Below are 23517 nucleotides of genomic sequence, written 5' to 3' on the forward strand. Positions count from 1 at the left end.
GATTTAGCTCAATCACATATTTGCTCGGGAGGACGCTTATGGGTCACACAGCAAAACTTGAGAAAACAACAGAAACGATTGACGATAAATTTGACGATACAGTAGTCGAAGAAGAATCTTCTGATTTACTAGAGGAAGTGGATAACGAAGAAGATATTTTTGCAAAGGATGAAGTAGCCAAGAATTTAGATGCAACGCAACTATATCTCGGTGAAATAGGTTTCTCTCCTCTGCTCAGTGCAGAAGAAGAAGTATACTTTGCGCGTAAAGCGTTGAAAGGCTGTGAAGCCTCTCGTAAACGAATGATCGAAAGTAATTTACGCTTAGTGGTAAAAATTGCTCGTCGCTATAACAATCGTGGCCTTGCATTACTTGACCTTATTGAAGAAGGTAATCTTGGTCTTATTCGAGCTGTTGAAAAATTTGACCCAGAACGTGGTTTCCGTTTTTCAACTTACGCAACGTGGTGGATTCGTCAAACTATTGAACGTGCCATCATGAATCAAACCCGTACTATTCGCTTACCCATTCATGTTGTTAAAGAGCTGAACGTTTATTTAAGAACCGCACGAGAATTAACGCAAAAGCTAGACCATGAACCAACAGCAGAAGAAATTGCAGAGTGTTTAGATAAACCTGTTGAAGACGTAACAAAAATGCTGCGTCTAAACGAAAAAATCACCTCAGTTGATACACCAATTGGTGGTGAGAATGATAAAGCCTTACTCGATATTATTGCTGACGAAAAAGGCTCTGGCCCTGAGGGCGAAGTACAAAATAATGATATCAACAAGCATATAGTCGATTGGCTTGGTGAATTAAACCCAAAACAACGCGAAGTATTAGCACGCCGCTTTGGTTTACTTGGCTACGAGCCATCAACGCTTGAAGATGTTGGTCGTGAAATTGGCTTAACACGTGAGCGTGTAAGACAAATTCAAGTGGAAGCATTACGTCGCTTAAAAGATATTTTGCAACACGAAGGTTTAAGCACTGATAGCCTGTTCGACCAATTCACTTAATTTGACAACAATGCATACCTGATCAAGGGTATAGAACCTACGGGTTCAGAACACACAATAAAGCTGACATTACGTCAGCTTTTTTATTGTGGTAATTAAAGTAAATCTTTTAACTGATATAATAGCTGATGTGCTTGCCTTGGCGTGAGGCTGTCTGGATCAAGCTGTTTTAAGGTTAATTCAAGCTCTGATGGCTCATTATCAAAAGCCAGTGCTTGCTGTTGCTGCACAGGAGCTGTGACTGGCTGGTGATTTTCGAGCATTTTTAGTTTCTGTTTTGCTTGTTGAATTACTGCTTTTGGCACACCGGCAAGTGCTGCAACTTGCAAGCCAAAGCTCTTACTTGCAGCTCCTTCAAGTACTGTGTGCATAAAGGCAATGGTGTCGTTGTGCTCAATGGCATCTAAATGCACATTAACCAGTCCTTGTTGCTGTTCAGCAAGTTCTGTTAATTCAAAGTAATGAGTTGCAAATAGGGTTTTAGCTGCAATCTTTGAGGCTAAATAGTCTGCAGTAGCATAAGCGAGTGACAAGCCATCATAGGTTGACGTACCACGACCAATTTCATCCATTAGCACCAACGATTGTGCGGTAGCATTATTCAAAATTGTGGCTGTTTCTGTCATCTCAACCATGAAGGTTGAGCGCCCAGATGCCAGATCATCACTTGCGCCAATGCGTGTGAATATACGGTCAATGTTACCGATTTCGGCGCTATCTGCCGGTACGTAAGAGCCTATATGTGCCATTAGGACGATAAGCGCGGTTTGGCGCATATAAGTTGATTTACCACCCATATTTGGACCCGTAATAATTAGCATTTTACGGTCATTATTGAGCTCTACTGGGTTGGCAATAAACGGGTCTTTCATGACCTGTTCAACAACAGGGTGGCGGCCTTGCTTAATGCTGATATTGTCGTTATCGCAAAGTGTTGGTTTAGCGTAATTAAGTGCTTGTGCTCGTTCTGCTAGGTTATTTAATACATCTAAATCGGCTAACACAGCTGCCATGGTTTGTAGCTGCTCGATATGCGGAGCAATAAATTCAAATAACTGCTCGTAAAGTTGCTTTTCAAGGGCTAATGCTTTTGATTGGCTACCCAGTACTTTATCTTCGTGCTCTTTTAGCTCAGGAATGATGTAGCGTTCATTATTTTTAAGCGTTTGGCGACGAATATAATCCGCAGGCACTAAATGTGAATTGGCACGGCTAACTTCAATAAAAAAACCATGTACTTTGTTATAGCCAATTTTTAGTGTACTAATACCAGTGCGTTCACGTTCACGCTCTTCAAGTTTTTCAAGAATATCAGTCGCACCTTGGCTCAGCGCACGCCATTCATCAAGTTCACTATTATAACCAGGGGCAATAACGCCACCATCACGAATAAGTACAGGCGGAGTTTCTATAACAGCACGTTCCAGTAAATCTTGCAGTTCAGGCAATTGTTGCGAGTTTGCGATGATCTGACTAATACGTGGATTGTTGGCATCCATTAGCAGTTCGTGCAGTGGTGCCAAAGCCTGCAAAGCGCTACGCAAGCGCGTTAAATCACGGGGTCTTGCGGTGCAAAGTGCTAAGCGAGCAATAACACGTTCAATATCACCAATTTGCTTTAATGATTCTTGTAGCTCACCGCATAGTTGCGCATCAATAATCGCACTTATTGCATTGAGACGAGAGTTAAGCTCAGTTTTGCTGCGCACTGGAGTGTGAATACGGCGTTTTAGTAAGCGAGAACCCATGGCTGTTGCTGTTCTATCAAGTACTTGCGCGAGGGTGTTTTCGTAGCCGCCAGAAAGATTCACCGTGAGCTCTAAATTTTTACGAGTTGCAGCGTCGAGGATCACTGCATGTTCATTTTGTTCAAGAGTGATGGCACGAATATGTGGCAGGGCAATGCGCTGAGTATCCTTAACATATTGCATTAAACACCCAGCAGCAATGAGTGCGTTATGAGCTTTATCGACTCCAAATCCCACTAAATCTTTAGTGCCAAATTGGTCGCACAGTAAGTGCTGGGCAGTATCTAAATCAAATTCCCATTCTGGACGGCGACGCGCGCCTTTTATATGCTCAATTAGGTGCACATTTGCAAATGTTTCACTATAAAGCAGCTCAGCAGGTGCTAAACGTTGTAATGTTGAGCTAAATGCTTCATCAGTATTGACTTCAAGAATATTAAAGCGCCCTGAATTGATATCAAGATACGCTATTCCGTAAACACCCTTGTTGCTTTGCCACACACTCGTTAATAAGTTGTCTTGACGTTCTTGCAGTAAGGCTTCATCAGAAATTGTGCCAGGCGTAACAATGCGCACGACTTTGCGCTCTACAGGGCCTTTACTCGTCGCAGGGTCGCCTATTTGTTCACAAATAGCAACGGATTCGCCCATTTGCACTAAGCGGGCTAGGTAGTTTTCTACAGCGTGATAAGGGACACCGGCCATTGGGATTGGATCACCACCGGCTTTGCCGCGGTGAGTTTGAGAAATATCAAGTAATTGTGCGGCACGTTTGGCATCATCAAAAAACAGTTCATAAAAGTCACCCATTCGATAAAACAGCAAAATATCTCGATGCTCTGCTTTTATTTTAAGATACTGCTGCATCATAGGGGTTTGTTGTTTTATAGTGTGCGGTGCATAAAGATCAAACGACATGTACTTACCCAAAGGCTGAATATGGAATTACATCAAGAGATTAAAACACTTGCTGCGAAATTAGGAGCTATTTTAACGGATAAACGCTTATGGATCACTACCGCTGAATCATGCACGGGCGGGGGCGTGAGTTATGCGCTTACTGATACGCCAGGAAGTTCTAATTATATTGACCGTGCTTTTGTCACCTACAGCAATCAGGCAAAGCATGAACTACTTGGTGTTAACGAGCAAACATTAAACACCTACGGTGCCGTAAGTGAACAAACTGTCCTTGAAATGGCACCGGGTGCTGCAAAAGCAGCAAAAGCTGATATTGCGGTTGCGGTTTCTGGTATTGCAGGCCCTGGAGGTGCGACACTGGATAAGCCCGTGGGGTTAGTCTGGTTTTGTATTCATTTTGCAGGGAAAAACTATTCGAGCAAGCAGGTTTTTTCTGGGAATAGAGCAAATGTTAGAGAGCAAGCTATTGTTTATTCTATAGAAAAAGTAATTGAATTGATAAAATCAGAAAATTAGCTTGATACTGTGATTTCATACAGTATACTGTCTGCATTAGCCGGATTTGGAGAACAGAATGAACGATAACAAACAAAAAGCGTTGGACGCTGCTTTATCACAAATTGAACGTCAATTTGGTAAAGGTTCAATTATGAAATTGGGTGATAATAAAGCCCTTGATATTGAAGCTATCTCGACAGGTTCACTTGGTATTGATATCGCGTTAGGTATAGGTGGTTTACCGACAGGCCGTATCGTTGAAATATATGGTCCTGAATCATCAGGTAAAACAACGCTTACTTTACAAGTTATCGCTCAAGCTCAAAAGCAAGGTAAAACATGTGCGTTCGTTGACGCTGAGCATGCACTTGACCCTGTGTATGCACAAAAACTAGGTGTAAACATTGATGAGTTACTTGTTTCCCAACCAGATACGGGCGAGCAAGCATTAGAAATTTGTGACATGTTAGTACGTTCAAGCGCTGTAGATGTAGTGATTGTTGACTCGGTTGCTGCACTGACACCAAAAGCTGAAATTGAAGGCGACATGGGTGACTCACATATGGGCCTACAAGCTCGTTTAATGTCGCAAGCACTTCGTAAGTTAACGGGTAACATTAAACGCTCAAATACACTGTGTATTTTCATTAACCAAATCCGTATGAAAATTGGTGTTATGTTTGGTAACCCAGAAACAACTACGGGTGGTAATGCGCTTAAGTTTTACGCTTCTGTACGTTTAGATATTCGTCGCATCGGCTCAGTGAAAGAAGGTGACGAAGTCGTTGGTAATGAAACCCGCGTGAAAATCGTTAAGAATAAAGTTGCGCCGCCATTTAAACAGGCTGAATTCATCATTATGTACGGTGAAGGTATCTCTAAACATGGCGAGCTAATTGATTTAGGTGTTAAGCATAAACTTGTTGAAAAGTCAGGTGCTTGGTACAGCTATAATGGTAATAAAGTCGGCCAAGGTAAAGCTAACTCAATTAAATTCTTAAAAGATAACCCTGAGATCGCAGATGAAATCGAAGGCAAACTACGCGAGATGCTATTACTGCAAGCCACTGTACAACCAGAAGATGGTGAAGATGCAGGCTTAATCACAGAAGATGAGCTATAAATCGTTTTAAAGAGTATCGTTAAGCGTGATTTGACCCGCACTTAACAAAAGAAAGCCGCTACCGCTATGTAGCGGTTTTTTTATGGCTGAAATAGTCTGTGCCCGCGTGTTGTTTATTTGAATGCTCGCGGGGTAAACCTCCTGCTACAAGGTGGCGTAATTGCGGTTTTATATCGCGCTTAAGATTTAGTTGTTTTTGGGCTGTTGCGGGGTAAACCCGTTGCTACAAGGTGGCGTAGGCGCGGTTTTATATCGCGCTTTAGTTTAGGTTGTTTTTTTGGGTTATCGCGGGGTAAAACCGCTGCTATAAGATGGCGTAGTCGCGATTTTATATCACGTTTCGGGTTACGTGTTTATTTGATTGGTCGCGGGGTAAACCCGTTGCTATAAGATGGCGTAGTCGCGGTTTTATATCGCGCTTTAACTTGAGTTGTTTTTGGGTTGTTGCGGGGTAAACCCGTTGCTACAAGGTGGCGTAGGCGCGGTTTTATATCGCGTTTTAGGTTAAGTTGTTTTTTGGGCTGTCGCGGGGTAAATCCGCAGCTACGGGGCGTAGCTGCGATTTTATAGCACGTTTAATAGGATTATTAAAAACGCTAAAGCAAGATTATAGCTGCCAGTTTAATGACATAGCATAACCGCGTGGTGCACCGTAGTAACCTTGCTCCCAGAACAAGCTGTGAAGGTATTTCTCATTGGTTACGTTGTTGATATTAAAGTTAACACTCACATTATCATTAATGTCATAGGTTGCCATCAGGTTTAGTAAGCCATAGGCATCTTGTTTTGTGACCGGTACCACACCTGAAGGCTGTGTCGGTTGCACACGTTGCGTGTCATCCTGCCACTGGTAATTTAAACCAAAGGTTAGGCCATCTATTTGAGGTACTTTCTGGGTTAAAGCAAGTTTAACTTGATTCTCTGGTGTGTAATCTTTTACTAACTCATCACCATCGATATTTAAGTTACTATAGCTAAAGCTAGCACTAAGTGTGTCGTTGAGTCGGCCACTCATTTCTATTTCAAAACCGTCACTATTGATGCCATCTGCACCATAGTAGCGTGTGTCATCTGGTTGAGAACCAGCAATAGCGATAGCTAGGCCTTCTTGCTTAGCATCGAAATACGCAAAGGTCACGAATAAGTTGTCATCGAGTAATTGTGCTTTCAAGCCGATTTCGCTGCTTTTACCTGTGATTGGATCTAGGTAATCTCCGTTAATATCACGCTCTGTTTGTGGTACAAAAGTTTCTGTGTAGCTTGCATATGTAGAGAAACGTTCGTTAATGTCATACACTACACCGTAATAAGGTACAGTTTGATCACTGTCTTTATCTTTCGCTTTTCCATATGACTCGCCCTCAGTTTCCCAGTTTACATGGCTAACACCCGCTAAGAAACTCAATGAGTCTGTGGCACGAATTCGTGTAGAAATATAAGCAGAACGCTGACGACTTGTAATATCAGCACCTGTTAAACCATCATCAAATGTCGGTGTGGGTGCTGTGCCATCCCAACCGCCAAGTTCAGGCATGCGAGGGAAGCCATTTTCATTATCATAAAGAGACATATCATCGTTATCCATATCCGCTTGGTTTACACCAAACGATAGGTCGTGCTCCATGCCAAATAAGTCGAACTTACCAGTTGCATAGATATCTAAAATATCGTGCTTATCTTTATGATCATATTCGCTTGCGTAACCTATTAAGCCTAAACCTGTTTCTCTATCAGGTGTTTTATAGACATAAAAAAGCTCTGAATCTTGCTCATTTTCTAAGTGCGCATAGCTTGCTTTTAAAAACCAAGTATTCGTAATTGCTTGTTCAATTGATAAGAACAGCTGCTCTGTTGTGTTGTTCCAGTAAGACCAGTCAGATGCTGTACTGGTTGATTCATCAAAGTTAGTTGCTGAGCCATCGCTATAATAAAGAGGGAGTGCACCCCATAATGGGCTATCTGCATCTTTTTTCTGGTTAACGTAGTTAGCCGTTACTACCGTGCTATCCGTTAACTGGCCTTCGTAAGCAAGGTAGTAAATTGTTTTATCTTGCTCATAGCGGTCAAGGTAAGACTCTGCTTTATGTTTGGTAAATACAGCACGCACAGCGTGATTTTCATTTAGTGCAGTTGATGCATCAAGCTCTAAGCGTTTGCTATCCCAAGAGCCGTACGATACAGATGCATTGACTTGTGTTTGATAAGTTGGGCGTTTTAAAACCATATTAACAGTTGCAGATGGGTTACCTGCACCTGTCATTAAACCATTGGCGCCACGGACAATTTCAACGCTATCGAAAATTGAGGTATCTAAAGTTCCCTGGATAGAGCCGTTGTCTTGTGGCATACCCATGCCGTTAACCTGAAAGTTTGTTATCTCAAAACCACGTGCTTTAAAGTAGGTACGATCAGTTTCAATTTGCTCAACAGTGACACCTGGTGTACTTTCAAGGACTGAGTTCAGATCATCAAGTGAAAAGTCATTCATTAATGCACGAGATACAACAGAGATAGACTGGGGTGTTTCTTTTATTGTTAGCCCAAGTTTTGTTGCAGATTGCGCTTCTTCAGTGATGTAGTTTTTATGGTGCTGACCATAAACAGCTATTTTTTCAATAGGTTGTTCTTTTTCTTGTGCAGCGAAAGCGTGGCCACTTAATAGTGCTGAAGTCACTAAGCTTAATTGTGAAAGGCGCAAAAATTTAGTTGATGACATGCAAATTCCCAAATAGTTCAATTCAGATTGTAAATTAGTGCGTAATGTAATCTAAATGAAAATGGTTTGCAATTAGGTTTGTCGGTGTTGGCTTAAAATAAACAAAAAAAGCGGCCGAAGCCGCTTCAGGAAGTAAAACTGATTAGGGATTAAAAAACGTATTTTGCAGAGAACTGCAAGCGATCCATATCGCCATCTGTGCCACTTTCTAGTTCACGCTCAGCATGTTTATACTCAACACCAAACGTAAGCTTTTTAACAGGTGAGTATAAGATATTTGCACTATAGCTTTGACTGGTTTCTGTAGGATCGCCAGAGATCGCAAATAAGTCACTATTATTGTCAGCAGAGAAGAATGAATAAAGGAATGTTGAACGCCATTGGCTATTCCAATGTTGCTGATAGGCAATAAAGCCTGATGTTGAATCAATGGCATCAAGATCATCACCATCAAGCACGGCACCATGAGCAACATTTAAACCCACGTAGCGACCTAAGCCTGAACCCTGTGTCAGCATAAATTTAAGGTTGTTTTGACCAAAGTTTACTTTACCAGACGCGCTAATACCAAATGAAGACTCATCGGCATCAATACCATTCTTTTTATAGGTTAATTGGCGTGCAAGACCTGTCACAACTAACTCACCCCAATCCGCTTTGTGAGTATAACGGGCTGTAAAATCAGGCATTGCGGCATCATCGGTTGCAACGCGAGCACCACCTTGTGTGGTAATGGTACTTTCAGGGTTTTCGATTGAAAAAGACCAACTACCCGTTGTGTACCTTGCCTGAGCTTGGCGAGCAAACACAGTGCCTTCTGCTGGACCAACAAAATCAAGGGTTTCTGGAAGAGCACCTACGTTTTGGAAGTTCGACCATGCTTGACCGAATAACCAACCGTCATACGTGACATAAGCTTGTCGAATACGTGGTGCATATGAATTAGTAACGCGCTCATTACCACCAGGTGCTGATGCTAGAAAGTCGATCTCAATCTTTGTATTTATGGTTTTTCCGTTATCTAATTTGGTTGCGGTACCAAAATTGAAACGTGATTGACGGGCGTGCATATCAAAGACAGCATCATTGTCTGCGTCAGGTCCAACAGGAGTCGTACTTGGCACGTAAAAATCGCGACCAACGCTTGAACCGTCTGGTATACCTGATGAGTAATCACTCCACATTGCATCGAGTTTTACATAACCGCCATAGGTGATATCAGTATTACCTATGGTGGCTGCGTGTGCTGTGCCTGTCAGCGCACAAAGTACTGCTGATGCAGTTAATGTCTTCAAGGCTGTTACTTTTCTTGTTGTCATAATGTGTATTCCTGTCAAAGCTACTTGTATGTTGTTGTATCACTGTTGTTTAAGAAGTGATTTCTCTCAATTATCTATTGGTCTATTAGACTAAGGTGGTACTAATACTAATGAGCAACAAAGTTTGTTTAAATTAAGGTAGTTAGTCAGATGTATTAGTACATTGGACTTGATTATAGAAGGTGATTACGAAGTTTTTTGTTTATTGGTGAGATATACAACTAAGGTCTAATATTTTAAGTCGCTTTGCTGAGTGATCCTTGAAGTAAGCCTTTGGCAAGTAATTAACATGGAGACGACAACAATGTCACAAAGTATCTATCCAGTTCCAGCGCATATCAAGAATGCAGCACTCGTTGATAACGATAAATATAATACACTGTATAAGCAATCTATTGATGACCCAGAAGGATTCTGGCGAGAGCACGGTAAACGTCTTGATTGGTCGACCCCTTATAATAAAGTAAAGAACACGTCATTCGATAAAGGTCACATTAATATTCGTTGGTATGAAGACGGACAATTGAATGCCTCTTATAACTGTATCGATCGTCACCTTGCTAAAAATGCAAACAAAACGGCCCTGATTTGGGAAGGTGATAACCCTGAACAAAGCGAAAACATTAGCTATCAAAAGCTGCATGATGAAGTCGCAAAACTCGCCAATGGTCTTAAAAAATTAGGTGTTTCTAAAGGCGATCGCGTCGCTATTTATATGCCAATGACTCCACAAGCTATCTATGCAATGCAAGCATGTGCACGTATTGGTGCCATTCACTCTGTTGTATTTGGTGGTTTTTCTCCATCAGCGATTGCTGATCGAATTAACGACTCCGGCGCTAAGGTTGTAATTACTTCTGATGAAGGTCGTCGTGCAGGGAATTGCGTGCCACTTAAGGCAAACGTTGATGAAGCGGTATCACAAGATTCGGTAACCAGTGTGGAACATGTCATCGTGCATCAGTTAACGGGTGGCGATGTTGAGTGGAATAGCCATGATGTTTGGTGGCATGACCTAGTAGCAGATTTACCGGCAGAATGTGAACCTGAGCCAATGAATGCAGAAGATCCGCTTTTCATTCTTTATACTTCCGGTTCAACGGGTCAACCTAAAGGGGTTGTTCATACCACAGGTGGTTACCTTGTGTATGCATCAATGACCCACGAGTACGTATTTGACTTAAAAGAAGATGATATCTTTTGGTGTAGTGCCGATGTGGGCTGGATCACAGGTCATAGCTACATTGCATATGGTCCATTAGTTAATGGTTGCACTCAGGTTGTTTTTGAAGGTGTGCCTACTTACCCAACAGCAGGTCGTATGGGTGAAGTCATTGATAAACATAATGTTACTATCCTATACACTGCACCAACGGCTATCCGTGCTTTGATGGCGAAAGGCGATGAGCCAACGGCCACATCAAAACGTACTAGTTTACGTATTATGGGCTCTGTAGGTGAGCCAATTAATCCTGAAGCATGGGCGTGGTACTACGAGCATATCGGTAATGAAAATTGCCCAATCGTAGATACGTGGTGGCAGACCGAAACTGGCGGCATCATGATCACACCACTACCAGGTGCAACAGATATGAAGCCAGGTTCGGCAACACGTCCATTCTTTGGGATTGCGCCTGCATTGTATGATGCCGAAGGTAATACGCTTGAAGGGGCAGTTGATGGCAACTTAGTTATTTTAGATAGCTGGCCTTCACAAGCGCGAACAGTTTATGGCGATCATGAACGTTTTGAGCAAACCTATTTCTCAGCATACCCAGGTGTGTATTTTACAGGTGATGGTTGTCGTCGTGACGAAGATGGTTACTACTGGATCACTGGTCGTGTAGATGACGTGCTTAACGTATCAGGCCACCGTCTAGGTACAGCTGAAATCGAAAGTGCATTAGTTGCTCACGAAGCAGTTGCCGAAGCGGCTGTTGTTGGCTATCCACATGACATCAAAGGTCAGGGCATTTACGTGTATATTACACCAAATGAAGGCGTGACTGTCAGTGATGAGTTAACGGCAGAGGTACGTAACTGGGTTCGTAAAGAGCTAAGCCCAATTGCATCACCAGATATGATCCAATGGTCGCCAGGCCTACCGAAAACACGTTCTGGTAAAATCATGCGTCGAATTCTACGTAAAATCGCGGCAAATGAGCACCAACAGTTAGGTGATACTTCAACACTGGCCGATCCGAGTGTGGTTGATGAGTTAATCGAGAACAGATTAAATCGTTAAAAATGCGTTAAAAACTTGATTAGAAGTTGATTCTAAACGTAGTATATCGGCTGTCACTTAGAAATAGGTGTCAGCCGAATTTATTAGGAGTGAACCATGAGTCAGTTTTTAATAGCGGACGATCATCCGTTATTTCGTGAAGCGCTGAAAGGGGCATTGAGTGCGAAGTTCGCTGATTTAGAAGTGTTTGAATCGGAAAACTTTGATACCACATTGCAAGTGCTTAGCGAACAAGAAGATCTTGATATTCTACTGCTAGACCTTCACATGCCAGGTAATGGCGATTTATACGGCCTTATTCGTATTCGCGAAGACTATCCAAGCTTACCCATAGCAGTGGTGTCAGGTAGTGAAGACATCAATATTGTTTCTAAAGTGATGGGATATGGTGCGATGGGGTTTATACCTAAATCATCGTCATCAGATGATATTGCCATAGCCATTAACCATATTCTTGAAGGGGATGTATGGTTACCCATTGAGCTTAAAGATAAAGTCGCTGCGGTTGATGGCGAAGACAAAGAAATAGCCGCTCAGGTAGCCTCATTAACACCACAACAATATAAAGTGTTGCAGTACTTACACGAAGGCTTATTGAATAAACAAATCGCTTATGAATTACATATTTCTGAGGCCACGGTAAAAGCGCATATTACCGCTATTTTCAGAAAACTTGGTGTATATAACCGCACTCAAGCGGTCCTTATTGCCTCAAAACTTCAACTTGATCCTATTGAGTCGAACTCGTAATTAGATAATAAAAATAATAAAGAGGCGATTAGCCTCTTCATTAAAATGACTTAAGCAAATACCACGGTGCGATTACCGTTAATAAACAGTTTATGCTCAGAGGCTAACTGTAAGGCTTTGCAAAAAACTGTTTTTTCTACATCTTTCCCCATTTTTGCCATCATTTCTGCGGTATCAGCATGACTAACATGGGTTATATCTTGCAAAATAATTGGCCCTTCATCGAGCTCATTATTAACAAAGTGAGCTGTTGCACCAATGATTTTTACGCCACGTTCAAAAGCCTGATGATAGGGTTTTGCACCGATAAATGCTGGTAAAAATGAGTGGTGGATATTGATTATTTTACCTTCAAAGCGAGCGACAAACTCAGGGCTTAAAATTCGCATATACTTAGCAAGGCCAATAATATCAGGTTGGTAGCTGGCAATTAGGTCACCCACTTGCTGATCGTGCTCTGCACGGCTCAACCCTTCATGAGAAACAACATGAAATGGCACATCAAAGCCGGCTGCCAAAGGGGCTAAGTCTGGATAGTTAGCGATAACGGCTAATACTTCAATATTCAGGGCTTTTTCAAATTGTTTGAGTAAAACCCCCCCCAAACAATGTGCTTCTTTAGTGGCAAGCAACACAACTTTGGTTTTCTCGCTGCTATGCAGTGCAAGCTCAGCACCATCTGGAAGTAAGGTTGCAAGGCTAGGTAAAAAGTTATCTGACACCGTGCCACTTAACTCAGTACGCATAAAAAAGCGCTTAGCGTCTTTGTCAACAAACTCATTATTACGTGTGATATTTAAATTATGCTCATGACAAAGGCCTGTGATTTTGGCAATTAAGCCAACATCATCATCGCATTGCGTGGTTAAAATCGTGTTCATAGTCCTCATTCTAATCCCGTTTTGGTGGCCTTTATTATTTGCTAATTTTTAAGTGCTGCATAGCGCAATTTCAACTATCTAATAATTAATTTCAGAATAGCCTAGTCCAATTCACTGCATTACAAAGGGTACTTGTTATTGGTGGTTTGAATGAAAGTGAGGTTTTTGTGAGTAGGATTTAAGTTTTCATTATAGATCAGGATGACGTAGCAGATTCTGACTTTAACATGACATTAAAGCGAACACTCATCGATCAACCTTAACAGATTTGGTTCCGTACCTTCGTTGCTTTACTTACGCTAAGTGTTTATTGTAGAGATAATTAGGGCGTTTGCTTTATAGACACAAGGATGATGTATGGATGAGGGTATTGCGTTAATAGTGTTACTGGTTGCTGTAATTCTATTTGGGTCAGTGGCAGGTATTGTTGCCCTGTTTCAGCTTTCAAATTTAAGAAAAGAAGTGATAGCATTAAGGAAGACGATTTCGTCAAAGGCGTATCAGCCGCATCTTGCTGATGAAGCTAAAGTATCAGCTCATGTTGAATCGCAATTAAGAGAGCATGTACAGCCTTCACCCACTAACACAGAGCCTGACTCAACCACTCTTGAACAACTTAAAGTTGATTCTCATTCTGTTAAACCTAGCGTTTCAAAACAGCCTAAGCCAGATTATTTCTCGCCAATTATTGCTCAATTTAAAGCCAATTGGTTAACGTGGGTAGGAGCAATAGCGCTGGCGTTTGGTGGGATTTTCCTTGCCCGTTATTCACTCGAAGCTGGTTTATTATCAGAGTCAATGCGGGTTATTTTAGGGGCCGTGTTTGGTGTAAGTTTAATTACGGTCGCCGAGGTGTTACACCGAAAAGGGATTGTTTTTGAAGGATTTAGTAACTACATACCTGCGGCACTTGCTAGTGGCGGCTTTATAAGCTGTTTTGCTTTAACTTTACTTGCTTATTCACATTACGAATTATTACAGCCTTTATCTGCGTTTGGTATTTTGACCTTTGTATCTCTGGCTGCCAGTTGGATGGCATTAAGGTTTGGCCCACTGCTCGCAGTTATCGGCATAATTGGCGCCTATAGTGTGCCGATATGGGTAAGCACAGGAAGCAATGACTTTATTGCCTTACTGACCTATGTTGGTTTTGTTACTGTATCAGCCTCTTTAGTGGCTCATTATGTGAAACGCCATTGGTTATGGTATTTGCTATGGGCTGGCCACTTGGGTTGGTTTTGGTTGGTGGCTGTCACTGCATCAAGCCATTTTTTATGGTTTATTAATCTGTATGCAGCTTTGAGTATTCTACTATTGATTGCGATACCGCGTTTAGGGTTAAAGCTCAGGCAGGTAGAGCATCGCCCTTATCGCTTTACAAAAATGCTAAGGCAACTGCCAGATACTCCTTTACTACTGGCAATTATTTCCCCTGTTCTTTTATTAATGAGCACTACCAATGCACTGCTTGTATGGCAGCTTAGTACTTTATTATTTGTTGTTTTATTACTGTTTTTGATTTTAAAAAATAGTGTATGGGATAACTGGCTACTGCTCGCTTTGGCATGTGTTGTAATATTATTGCTTGCACAAAACAACACAGTTGATTTTTCAGAACAGCTTTTTGTTTTTAGGCAAAACTACGGAGTAGGGCTGTTTTTTAGTGCGTTGTTTTTAAGTTATGGGTGGTACTTTACAGGCAAGTATCCAAAACGTTTAGGGTTTACATTAATCGCTTCACTATCAACCTTTGTGATTGTAGCGAGTTTATATTTAATTACCCCTGACCATGCTTTAATGAGCGCTTATCCGCTATGGTGTGTTGTGTTGTTAGCGGTCAGTGCGCTGCAATTTAAACTCTCAGCAAATAACAACCATCCTTTGCAGGTATTCTGCTACTGGCTTGGTGCTAATGCTAATATTAGTTTAGCACTAACTATGCTACTTGAAGGAAGTAGTTTAACTCTCGCATTAACGGTGCAAGTGCTATTGATTAGTTTTTATGTGAACAAGCACAGCATCACAATGCCAAGTTGGCCACTAAAAGCGTTAGTGGCAGGTTTACTCGCACGCTTGAGTGTAGCCCCTTGGCTAGTGGATTATAATGATACAAACCTGTTTGGTGTTCACTGGAGTCTCATTGTTTACCCTGTCAGCGCATGTTTGTTTTACTGGGCCGCAAGGTTTTGGCATCAACAACCTCTTCGAGTGTGGTTAGAAGGCGCCACTTTACATTGTATAGCTTTGTTTATAACGACTGAAACAAGTTATCAATTGGTGGGACGTTACCCTGATTTTGATAATTTATCGGTGTATGAACACATTCTACTTGCCTGTAACTGGGGCGTGTTAGGCTGTGTGTATTTATTGCGTTCAAGGTTTACTCAACACTTGGTAAGGCTTTATCAGGCTGGGGCGATTGTACTTTTAACACTGGCTGGTTTATTTGCATTAAAACTACTCACTGCGTTGAATCCTTTCTTCGAGCCTATAAATATCGGTCAGTGGCCAATTATTAACTGGTTATTACTGCTCTGGTTGGTGCCTGCATTAATAACCTTATGGGTTGCAAAGTTAATAAAGCCTATTAAGACTAAATTGGTTAAGCCATTAATTTGCCTCGCAGGTGCTTTTCTTGCACTTTATATTAATGCTGAAATACGCCACAGCTGGCAAGGTGAGCTTATTAATTTAGCGCAGTCGACCTCAGACGCCGAACTGTACACATATTCGTTAATATGGTTATTGATAGGTGCATTAGTGGTGATTGCGGGGCACTTGCGCTCTATCGTTGATCTGCAAAAGCTTGGACTAGGGTTACTGGCCTTAGTGGTGTTGAAGGTATTCTTGATTGATATGGCAAATCTAACAGGGCTGCTAAGGGCTGTGTCATTTATTGGCTTAGGTATTTCATTGGTTGCACTAAGTTGGCTGTTTCAAAAATTTAAGGCAAAGCCACATGCTTTGCCTTAAAGAGAGAGTAGGTTATGCACTGTGATTAAGCAGTGCTTTTAACTTCGCTGGTTTTACAGGCTTGCTGAGATAGTGGATGTTCTCAGCTTTTGCTTGTTGTTTAAGCGCTTCATCACGTACAGCGGTAATTAAAATTGCCGGAACAGGGCTTTGCCAAATTTCACGTAATGTTTTGATTAACGTAATGCCGTCACAGTCGTGACCAAGCTGATAATCCATCAGGATTACATCTGGGGCACGATGATCTTTAGCATATGCCATAATCGCATTTACGTTATCGAATAACTGATAATTAGCTTGCCATTTTTGTAGAAGGCTTGCCATTGCATTAAGGTTTTCAGGGTCATCATCTACTGCGACAATATTCATGGCAGAGCGGTTTTCCATGCCTTTTTTCGGCGTTTGTTTTTGTTGTATAAACTGTCTCTCTCCATAAGGGACTTCAATACTAAAGCGGCTTCCTTTACCTAGGTTTGAGCTTACATCTAAGCGTAAAGACAATAAGTCTGCCATTCTTTTTACCACGCCTAAGCCAAGACCGACCCCTTTATTGTCACCTGCTTCAATACGATAAAAGTCGTTGAAAATTTTTGCTTGTTCCAACTGTGATATGCCAGGACCTGTATCCCATACTTCAATACGAAGATGGTGTTTTCGTTTACGACACGCAATTAATACTCTTCCTTTATCAGTGTATTTTACTGCATTGGAAACAAGGTTTTGAATAATTCGGCGCAGATAAGTGATGTCGCTATGTACAATGATCCCTGCAGAGCGCACTGTGAGTTTCAAGCCTTTTTCACTCGACATAATTGCGTATTCATTTTTAAGGGGGGCAAGAATATCGTCAATACTAAAATGGCGTGGAGTTGGCGTCATCGCACCTTGTTCTAGCTTAGCTATTTCAAGTAATGCAGACATCAGGTGGACTGTTGAATCTAAACTTGCACCGAGTTTTTCAAAATTGTTTAAGTTATTACTCGAGAGGGTTTTGTCATCAATGGCTGCTAAATAAAGTCGAGCAGCATTAAGCGGTTGTAAGATATCGTGACTGGCCAGTGCCAAAAAGCGAGTTTTACTGTCATTAGCTTGCTCAGCTTCTTTTTTAGCCAAAGTGAGTGCTTGCTCAGTTTGTACTCGACTGTCAATTTGTGCTTGCAGATCTTTGTTAATCGTTCGTATTTCTTGCGTTCGTGCTTCGATACGGTTTTCAAGATCCATATTGACTTCCTCAAGAGCGTTTTGGGTTTCAATATGCGCTGTTATATCTGAAAAACTGGTCACAAACCCACCATCAGGCAGTGGGTTGCCTATCATCTCAAAGACTTGGCCATTACGACGGTGACGAATAAAGTGGTGTGGGCTGCCATTTTTAAGGTGTTGCACGCGTTTTTCTACATGCCGTTCTATCTCCCCTGGGCCGCACTCTCCGCGTTCTGCGTTGTAACGGATCACCTCTTCAATCGCTTGGCCTACTTCTAAAAAGCCCTCAGGGTAGTGGAACATTTCTGCGTAGCGTTTATTCCAAGCAACCAAGTTGAGTTCTTTATCAACAACTGAAATACCATGACTGAGATTTTCAAGCGAGGTGAACAACAGGTTTTGATTAAATTGCAGTGCTTGCGTTGTTTCGTCAAAGAAATTGACGACCTCTTCAAACGCCATGCGTTTCCCTGAGGCTACGGTATGAATAAGCGCTTGGGCAGACGATGCGCCTAGTACGCCTGTTAAAGCGCGCTCACAATAGGCAATAAACTCAGGCTCTGGGTGAGCATTGTTGTCATCAAGTTTATTGCTTAATGCAAAGTGTGCAAGTACCTGTTGACTGCGCTGAATACCCAAGAAGGTTTGTAATAGTACTTTAAAGTCGTATACCGTGGCTTTAACGTTCTTATTTAAGCGTCTTGCAAATACCGCTTGCTCTTTCGGGTTTACAAATGCAGCGGCTTGAATCTTATCTATTAAGCGCTCATCAGCACCCAGTGAAAAGCTAATATAACAGCCGATATTCGCAAATAATGCGATTAGCGTACCTCGTGTTATAAGTGTTTGCTGTAACTCGGCATCTAGGCTGTTACCCGCATCTAAAATAGGCAGCATTAAAAATAGAATCCAGCAAATAACACCTGCAAGCAAACCAGCATACACACCATAAGCATGGCCTTTACGCCAGTATAGGCCACCGACGATAGCAGGCAGTAATTGTGAAACCAGTGAAAAGGCAACCAAGCCCATGCTTGCCAGCGCTTTACCATGGCCAAACCATTGCTGGTAGAAATAAGATAAGATCAAAATGCCAGCAATAGTGAAGCGTCTCACAAGTAAAATCTGTGATTTATAACTACTTGTTATGAGGTTACGTTTAAACTTACGACGCAACATTAAAGGTAAAACCACATCGTTTGAGATCATGGTACTTAAGGTCAGTGTAGCGACCACAATCATCGCTGTTGCAGCAGATAAACCGCCAATAAAAACAAAGGTGGTTAAAAACGCGTTTTCATGTATTAAAGGCAGTGCTAACACAAAGCTATCGGGTGAAAAGCCACTACCAATACCAGGATGAATAGCCGCTGTCGCAATCGGAAAAATCATTGCCGCCGTTAACAGTAAATAAAGTGGAAATGCCCAACGTGCGGTATAAAGGTGACGTTTGTCTTGGTTATCAACAACGGTCACATGAAATTGCCTTGGCAAACAGATTATAGCGGCTGCGGCCATTAAAGACTGGCCAATAAAATTGAAGCTCAGAAAATCAAAGTTATGCCAATGCTGCCAAATAGAGCCTGTTAATTGCTCAGTTTGCACCGTACTCAAATTAAATAATGTGTATAAAGCAAGTCCCGCAACGGCAACCAAAGCTAGTAATTTCACCATAGACTCGAATGCAACAGCGAGCATCAGCCCTGAGCGATATTCGGTTACATCCACTTTTCGTGTGCCAAAAAAGATAGCAAACATTGCCATGATTAAGGTCGCCGACAGTGCCAGCATAGAACCCGAAATACGGCTATCATTTTGCAATAATAAAAAGCTACTACTAAGTGCTTTGAGTTGTAAGGCGATATAAGGGATAGTCGCAAGTAAGGCTATGATAGTAACCATAATTGCAGTAGTTTGACGTTTGCCATAGCGGGCTGAAATAAAGTCGGCAATAGTGGTGATATTTTGTTTTTTACTGACTAAAACGAGTTTACGTAAAAAGCCCTGACCGAAGAAAAACAGCAGCGCAGGACCGATTAAAATAGGCAGGTAGTTCCAACTACTGGTAGCAGCTGTGCCCACCGAACCATAGTAAGTCCAAGACGTACAGTAAATCCCTAAAGAGAATGAGTATACAAAGGGGTGATGGCTAATACGTTTTGCTAATGGAGTGGTTTTATCCCCCCAGTTAGCTAGCCAGAACAACACGCCAATGTAGGCGAGTGCAACAAAAATAAGCGCAGCTGTCATGTCTAAATTCAGTAATTATTGTAATAACTCTACCTTATCAGAATTATCAATAATTTCGATGTGTTGATTTTTTTTATATACAAAGTTTTATATTTAACTTATTGAAAAACATTGTCTTTAATGTTTTTTTGTATTTTTATTAGACTAATGTCGCAGATCATTCGTTTTTGCTATTTTCAGTATTTCGCAGATTTATAATTACAGGTTAACTCTTTGTTAAATATTGCTTTTTACTGACTGTTTACAAATGCGATTTTACAGTTTACGTAAACGTAAACTGGTTGTTACGACTATGGTATCAATTCCATATTGCTGAACCCTTGCTAACTTAGTTTATGACAACTAATACCACTCATTACATTGGTAATGTATAAGGGGATAAAAATGGCTTTTAAAGATGAAGAACAAGCAAAAGCTTATTGGGCGGAAAATATTTCACTGCTATTTAAACTGTTAGCAGTGTGGTTTGTCGTCTCATTTGGTTTTGGCATTTTATTGGTAGATGTACTGAACGAAGTACGTTTTTTTGGGTTTAAACTCGGCTTCTGGTTCTCCCAGCAAGGCGCAATTTACACCTTTGTTGCTTTGATTTTTGTTTACGTTTTCAAAATGAATACGTTAGATAAAAAATACGGCGTAGACGAATAGGAGCTAAGCAATGGATGTTCAAACACTCACGTTTATTATTGTCGGTTTAAGCTTCGCGCTTTACATCGGCATCGCAATCTGGGCCCGTGCAGGGTCAACAAATGAATTCTATGTTGCTGGTGGCGGTGTTCCACCACTGGCCAATGGTATGGCAACGGCCGCTGACTGGATGAGTGCAGCATCGTTTATCTCAATGGCGGGTATCATCTCGTTTGCGGGTTATGATGGTGGTGTATATCTAATGGGTTGGACAGGCGGTTACGTACTTCTTGCTTTATGTCTTGCGCCTTACCTTCGTAAGTTTGGCAAGTTTACGGTGCCCGATTTCATTGGTGATCGCTATTACTCACAAGCAGCACGTATTGTGGCAATATTATGCGCCATCTTTATTTGTTTTACATACATTGCAGGTCAAATGCGTGGTGTAGGTGTTGTATTCTCTCGCTTTTTAGAAGTTGATATTGAGACCGGTGTTTACATTGGCATGGTGATTGTTTTTTTCTACGCTGTATTAGGCGGGATGAAAGGCATTACATATACGCAAGTAGCGCAGTATTGTGTACTGGTATTTGCTTACCTTGTTCCAGCAATCTTCATTTCAATGATGATGACGGGTCACTTCTTCCCACAAACAGGGTTTGGTGCAACGTTAAGTGATGGCTCAGGACAGTTTGTACTTGATAAACTTGATGGGCTCAGTACTGAACTCGGCTTTGCGCAATATACCGAAGGCTCGAAGAGCATGATTGATGTATTCGCAATCACAGGTGCGTTAATGGTTGGTACTGCGGGTCTGCCTCACGTAATCGTTCGTTTCTTCACTGTTCCTCGTGTTAAAGACACACGTATCTCAGCGGCATGGACGCTTGTTTTCATTGCTATTGTTTATACAACTGCACCTGCTGTTGCATCGTTTGCCCGTGTAAACATGATCGATACAATTAATGGTAAAGATGGAAGCGGTACAGAGTATGCTGAAGCGCCAGCATGGGTTAAGAACTGGGAAAGAACAGGCCTTATTACCTTTAATGATAAAAACGGTGACGGCAAAATGTTCTACTCAGCAGGTAAGATTGATGATCCAAACAGCGCTAATGAAGTGAATGTTGACCGCGACATCATGGTACTTGCAAACCCTGAAATTGCAGACTTACCAGCATGGGTGATTGCATTAGTTGCAGCGGGTGGTATCGCAGCAGCGCTATCAACAACTGCAGGCTTACTATTGGTAATATCGACCTCGGTATCCCATGATTTATTGAAACGTACCTTAAAACCAGATATTAGTGACAAACAAGAGCTACTTGCAGCGCGATTAGCGGCAATGATAGCGATTGTGATTTCAGCTTACTTTGGTATTAACCCGCCAGGGTTTGTGGCCTCGGTTGTTGCCTTTGCATTCGGCTTAGCAGCGGCGAGCTTCTTCCCAGCTATCATAATGGGTATCTTCTCTAAGAAGATGAATAAAGAAGGTGCAATCGCGGGTATGGTGACAGGGATTACTTTCACTGCGGCTTATATTATCTACTTCAAGTTCGTAAGCCCTGAGCTAAATGCGCCTGCACACTGGTTATTTGGTATCTCTCCTGAGGGGATCGGTCTAGTTGGTATGATTGTTAACTTTGTAGTGGCAGGTATCGTACTTAAACTAACGGCTGAAACGCCAGTTGAAATCCAAGAAATGGTTGAAAGTATTCGTAACCCGAAAGGTTCGAGCGCAGCGCACGCGCACTAAAAAAGCCATTTATGAGAACACACTCTTGAAGGTTAAAAGCCCGACTTAAGTCGTAATGCCGATCAGTTAAGAATATTTTCATGATCGGTTGACCGATCTTTTAAAGGCTTCAAAATCCGATATCAGAAACTGATATCGGATTTTTTTATGTCTTTACTCACAAACCTCGATGAAACATTTAGTCATGCGGAAGACTTGAAGGCTGTCGATAAGCTTATGTCTTTTGTCGACCCTGAACTTCTTCAGCAAGCCTATACACTATCGGGCGTAGCAACTATCAGACGTCGCCGGTTACCTCTGGATTCGGTCGTATTTACTATCGTGGGTATGAGTCTTTTTCGTAATGACCCTGTCTGGGACATCGCAAATAAACTTGATATCTCATTACCAGGTAAAAATCGATTTGTTGCCCCCAGTGCGGTAGTTCAAGCTCGGCAACGACTAGGTGATGAAGCTGTCGGTCACGTCTTTAAGCTGATGGCACAACGGGCCTTTGGTGATTTTGCCTTTGAACAGTGGTGTGGTTTAAATGTGTTAGCAGTTGATGGCGTGATGTTTCGTGCTCAGGATACCGGTGAGAACCTTACTGCATTCGGTTGTGACCGTAATGCTAAAGGCGATAATCCGTATCCACAGGTACGCATGTGTAGTCTGATGGAAACCTCCAGCCACCTTCTACTGGCCAGTGAGTTTGACAGTCGGGATGTGGGGGAGATGTCTCTTGCGCAGCGGCTTATTCCTTCGGTTCCCAATAACTCTCTGACTCTTTTCGACAGAGGATATTATTCGCTGGGGTTATTGTACTTATGGATGACTAAAGGCGTTAATACGCACTGGATGCTCCCTGCCCGTAAAGATCTACAGTACACAGTAAAACACCGACTAAGCGAACATGATGCTGTTATCACTCTCAAGACTTCGCCTCAGGCTCGGAAAAAATTTGATGGTCTACCAGAAACCATCGACGCGAGGCTAACCAGTTACAAAGTAGACGGGAAAAGCTACCATGTGCTCAGTTCAATGGTCGATGTATTGCAGTTTCCCTACGAAGAAGTTGTTGATGTGTACGTTCAACGCTGGGAAATAGAGCTAGGGTTCAGGGAAATGAAACAGACGCTAAATCAGGCCAAGCTAACACTTCGTAGCAAGAAACCTGAGATGGTACGACAGGAGCTCTGGGGACTACTACTGGCCTACAACCTGATTCGGATGATTATGCTGGATGCCGTTAAAGATATGCCTGAGCTATCCCCATCGCGGCTTAGCTTCGGCCTCTGCATGAGACACATCATCGTGTTCTTCCTAACCACTTTACCGGAAACAGTAACCAAGTTGCCCGTTCACTATGAATACCTGATGGAATCGTTAAGGATGATGAAATTACCTGACAAACGGCCTGATAGGTATTACCCAAGAGTTGTGAGGAAAAGACCGACTAAATACCCCACAAAGAAAAAAGCCAGTCAGCTTAACTGACTGGCATTA

Annotated in this window: 14 protein-coding genes; 9 read left to right on the plus strand and 5 right to left on the minus strand. The window is 42.0% G+C overall.

What is annotated here, in order from left to right; genetic code table 11:
* Positions 1-38 precede the first annotated feature (38 nt).
* A complete protein-coding gene (rpoS, locus tag PAARA_RS09550) occupies positions 39-1022 on the plus strand; it encodes an RNA polymerase sigma factor RpoS (RefSeq protein ID WP_062568801.1) in 984 nt (327 codons plus the stop codon).
* Positions 1023-1117: 95 nt separating this feature from the next.
* Here rpoS and mutS read toward each other — a convergent pair whose 3' ends face one another.
* Positions 1118-3688 carry a DNA mismatch repair protein MutS gene (gene mutS, locus PAARA_RS09555; protein ID WP_062568802.1) on the minus strand — a complete coding sequence of 857 codons (2571 nt, stop codon included), beginning with the start codon at positions 3686-3688 and terminating at the stop codon, positions 1118-1120.
* Positions 3689-3709: 21 nt separating this feature from the next.
* Between mutS and PAARA_RS09560 the strand changes: the two genes are divergently transcribed.
* Positions 3710-4207 (plus strand): CinA family protein, encoded by a 498-nt coding sequence (locus tag PAARA_RS09560; RefSeq protein WP_062568803.1) that lies wholly within the window; start codon positions 3710-3712, stop codon positions 4205-4207.
* A 58-nt stretch (positions 4208-4265) separates the two neighbouring features.
* Positions 4266-5312, plus strand: a complete 1047-nt coding sequence (gene recA, locus PAARA_RS09565) for a recombinase RecA (protein WP_062568804.1) — start codon at positions 4266-4268, stop codon at positions 5310-5312.
* A gap of 607 nt (positions 5313-5919) precedes the next feature.
* On the opposite strand, the gene PAARA_RS09570 is transcribed toward recA, so the two are convergent.
* Together PAARA_RS09570 and PAARA_RS09575 are read right to left on the minus strand one after the other, a co-directional pair.
* Entirely contained in the window at positions 5920-8028 is a 2109-nt protein-coding gene (locus PAARA_RS09570; RefSeq protein ID WP_062568805.1) for a TonB-dependent siderophore receptor, read from the minus strand.
* Positions 8029-8177: 149 nt separating this feature from the next.
* Positions 8178-9347, minus strand: a complete 1170-nt coding sequence (locus tag PAARA_RS09575; protein ID WP_062568806.1) for a DcaP family trimeric outer membrane transporter — start codon at positions 9345-9347, stop codon at positions 8178-8180.
* Between the two features lie 304 nt (positions 9348-9651).
* On the opposite strand from PAARA_RS09575, the gene acs reads away from it, so the two are divergent.
* Complete coding sequence (acs, locus tag PAARA_RS09580; RefSeq protein ID WP_062568807.1) at positions 9652-11592, plus strand: acetate--CoA ligase; 1941 nt, start codon at positions 9652-9654, stop codon at positions 11590-11592.
* A 96-nt stretch (positions 11593-11688) separates the two neighbouring features.
* A complete protein-coding gene (locus tag PAARA_RS09585; protein WP_062568808.1) occupies positions 11689-12342 on the plus strand; it encodes a response regulator transcription factor in 654 nt (217 codons plus the stop codon).
* Between the two features lie 50 nt (positions 12343-12392).
* Here PAARA_RS09585 and purU read toward each other — a convergent pair whose 3' ends face one another.
* Positions 12393-13223: a formyltetrahydrofolate deformylase gene (gene purU, locus PAARA_RS09590; protein WP_062568809.1), complete on the minus strand. Its 831-nt coding sequence runs from the start codon at positions 13221-13223 to the stop codon at positions 12393-12395.
* A gap of 357 nt (positions 13224-13580) precedes the next feature.
* Here purU and PAARA_RS09595 point away from each other — a divergent pair, with 357 nt between their 5' ends.
* A complete protein-coding gene (locus PAARA_RS09595; protein WP_062568810.1) occupies positions 13581-16196 on the plus strand; it encodes a DUF2339 domain-containing protein in 2616 nt (871 codons plus the stop codon).
* Positions 16197-16208: 12 nt separating this feature from the next.
* On the opposite strand, the gene PAARA_RS09600 is transcribed toward PAARA_RS09595, so the two are convergent.
* Positions 16209-19649, minus strand: coding sequence for a PAS domain-containing hybrid sensor histidine kinase/response regulator (locus tag PAARA_RS09600; protein WP_062568811.1), 3441 nt, complete (start codon positions 19647-19649; stop codon positions 16209-16211).
* 384 nt (positions 19650-20033) lie between these two features.
* Between PAARA_RS09600 and PAARA_RS09605 the strand changes: the two genes are divergently transcribed.
* The 3 genes from PAARA_RS09605 to PAARA_RS09615 all read left to right on the plus strand — a co-directional run bounded on the left by PAARA_RS09605 (position 20034) and on the right by PAARA_RS09615 (position 23508).
* The gene (locus PAARA_RS09605) at positions 20034-20297 is read left to right on the plus strand and encodes a DUF4212 domain-containing protein (RefSeq protein WP_004586074.1); all 264 of its coding nucleotides are present in this window, start codon (positions 20034-20036) and stop codon (positions 20295-20297) included.
* A gap of 10 nt (positions 20298-20307) precedes the next feature.
* Complete coding sequence (locus PAARA_RS09610) at positions 20308-22032, plus strand: sodium:solute symporter family protein (protein ID WP_062568812.1); 1725 nt, start codon at positions 20308-20310, stop codon at positions 22030-22032.
* A 147-nt stretch (positions 22033-22179) separates the two neighbouring features.
* Entirely contained in the window at positions 22180-23508 is a 1329-nt protein-coding gene (locus PAARA_RS09615) for an IS4 family transposase (RefSeq protein ID WP_062567086.1), read from the plus strand.
* Positions 23509-23517 lie beyond the last annotated feature (9 nt).

The sequence above is a fragment of the Pseudoalteromonas arabiensis genome, assembly GCF_001550155.1.
In the GTDB taxonomy this organism is placed as follows: domain Bacteria; phylum Pseudomonadota; class Gammaproteobacteria; order Enterobacterales; family Alteromonadaceae; genus Pseudoalteromonas; species Pseudoalteromonas arabiensis.

What these genes read in the sequence shown, in the direction of transcription:
- rpoS (WP_062568801.1), top strand. Translation starts at nt 39, where the DNA reads ATGGGTCACACAGCAAAACTTGAGAAAACAACAGAAACGATTGACGAT.
- mutS (WP_062568802.1), bottom strand. Translation starts at nt 3,688, where the DNA reads ATGTCGTTTGATCTTTATGCACCGCACACTATAAAACAACAAACCCCT.
- acs (WP_062568807.1), top strand. Translation starts at nt 9,652, where the DNA reads ATGTCACAAAGTATCTATCCAGTTCCAGCGCATATCAAGAATGCAGCA.
- PAARA_RS09560 (WP_062568803.1), top strand. Translation starts at nt 3,710, where the DNA reads ATGGAATTACATCAAGAGATTAAAACACTTGCTGCGAAATTAGGAGCT.
- recA (WP_062568804.1), top strand. Translation starts at nt 4,266, where the DNA reads ATGAACGATAACAAACAAAAAGCGTTGGACGCTGCTTTATCACAAATT.
- PAARA_RS09570 (WP_062568805.1), bottom strand. Translation starts at nt 8,028, where the DNA reads ATGTCATCAACTAAATTTTTGCGCCTTTCACAATTAAGCTTAGTGACT.
- PAARA_RS09600 (WP_062568811.1), bottom strand. Translation starts at nt 19,649, where the DNA reads ATGACAGCTGCGCTTATTTTTGTTGCACTCGCCTACATTGGCGTGTTG.
- PAARA_RS09585 (WP_062568808.1), top strand. Translation starts at nt 11,689, where the DNA reads ATGAGTCAGTTTTTAATAGCGGACGATCATCCGTTATTTCGTGAAGCG.
- PAARA_RS09615 (WP_062567086.1), top strand. Translation starts at nt 22,180, where the DNA reads ATGTCTTTACTCACAAACCTCGATGAAACATTTAGTCATGCGGAAGAC.
- PAARA_RS09605 (WP_004586074.1), top strand. Translation starts at nt 20,034, where the DNA reads ATGGCTTTTAAAGATGAAGAACAAGCAAAAGCTTATTGGGCGGAAAAT.
- PAARA_RS09595 (WP_062568810.1), top strand. Translation starts at nt 13,581, where the DNA reads ATGGATGAGGGTATTGCGTTAATAGTGTTACTGGTTGCTGTAATTCTA.
- PAARA_RS09575 (WP_062568806.1), bottom strand. Translation starts at nt 9,347, where the DNA reads ATGACAACAAGAAAAGTAACAGCCTTGAAGACATTAACTGCATCAGCA.
- purU (WP_062568809.1), bottom strand. Translation starts at nt 13,223, where the DNA reads ATGAACACGATTTTAACCACGCAATGCGATGATGATGTTGGCTTAATT.
- PAARA_RS09610 (WP_062568812.1), top strand. Translation starts at nt 20,308, where the DNA reads ATGGATGTTCAAACACTCACGTTTATTATTGTCGGTTTAAGCTTCGCG.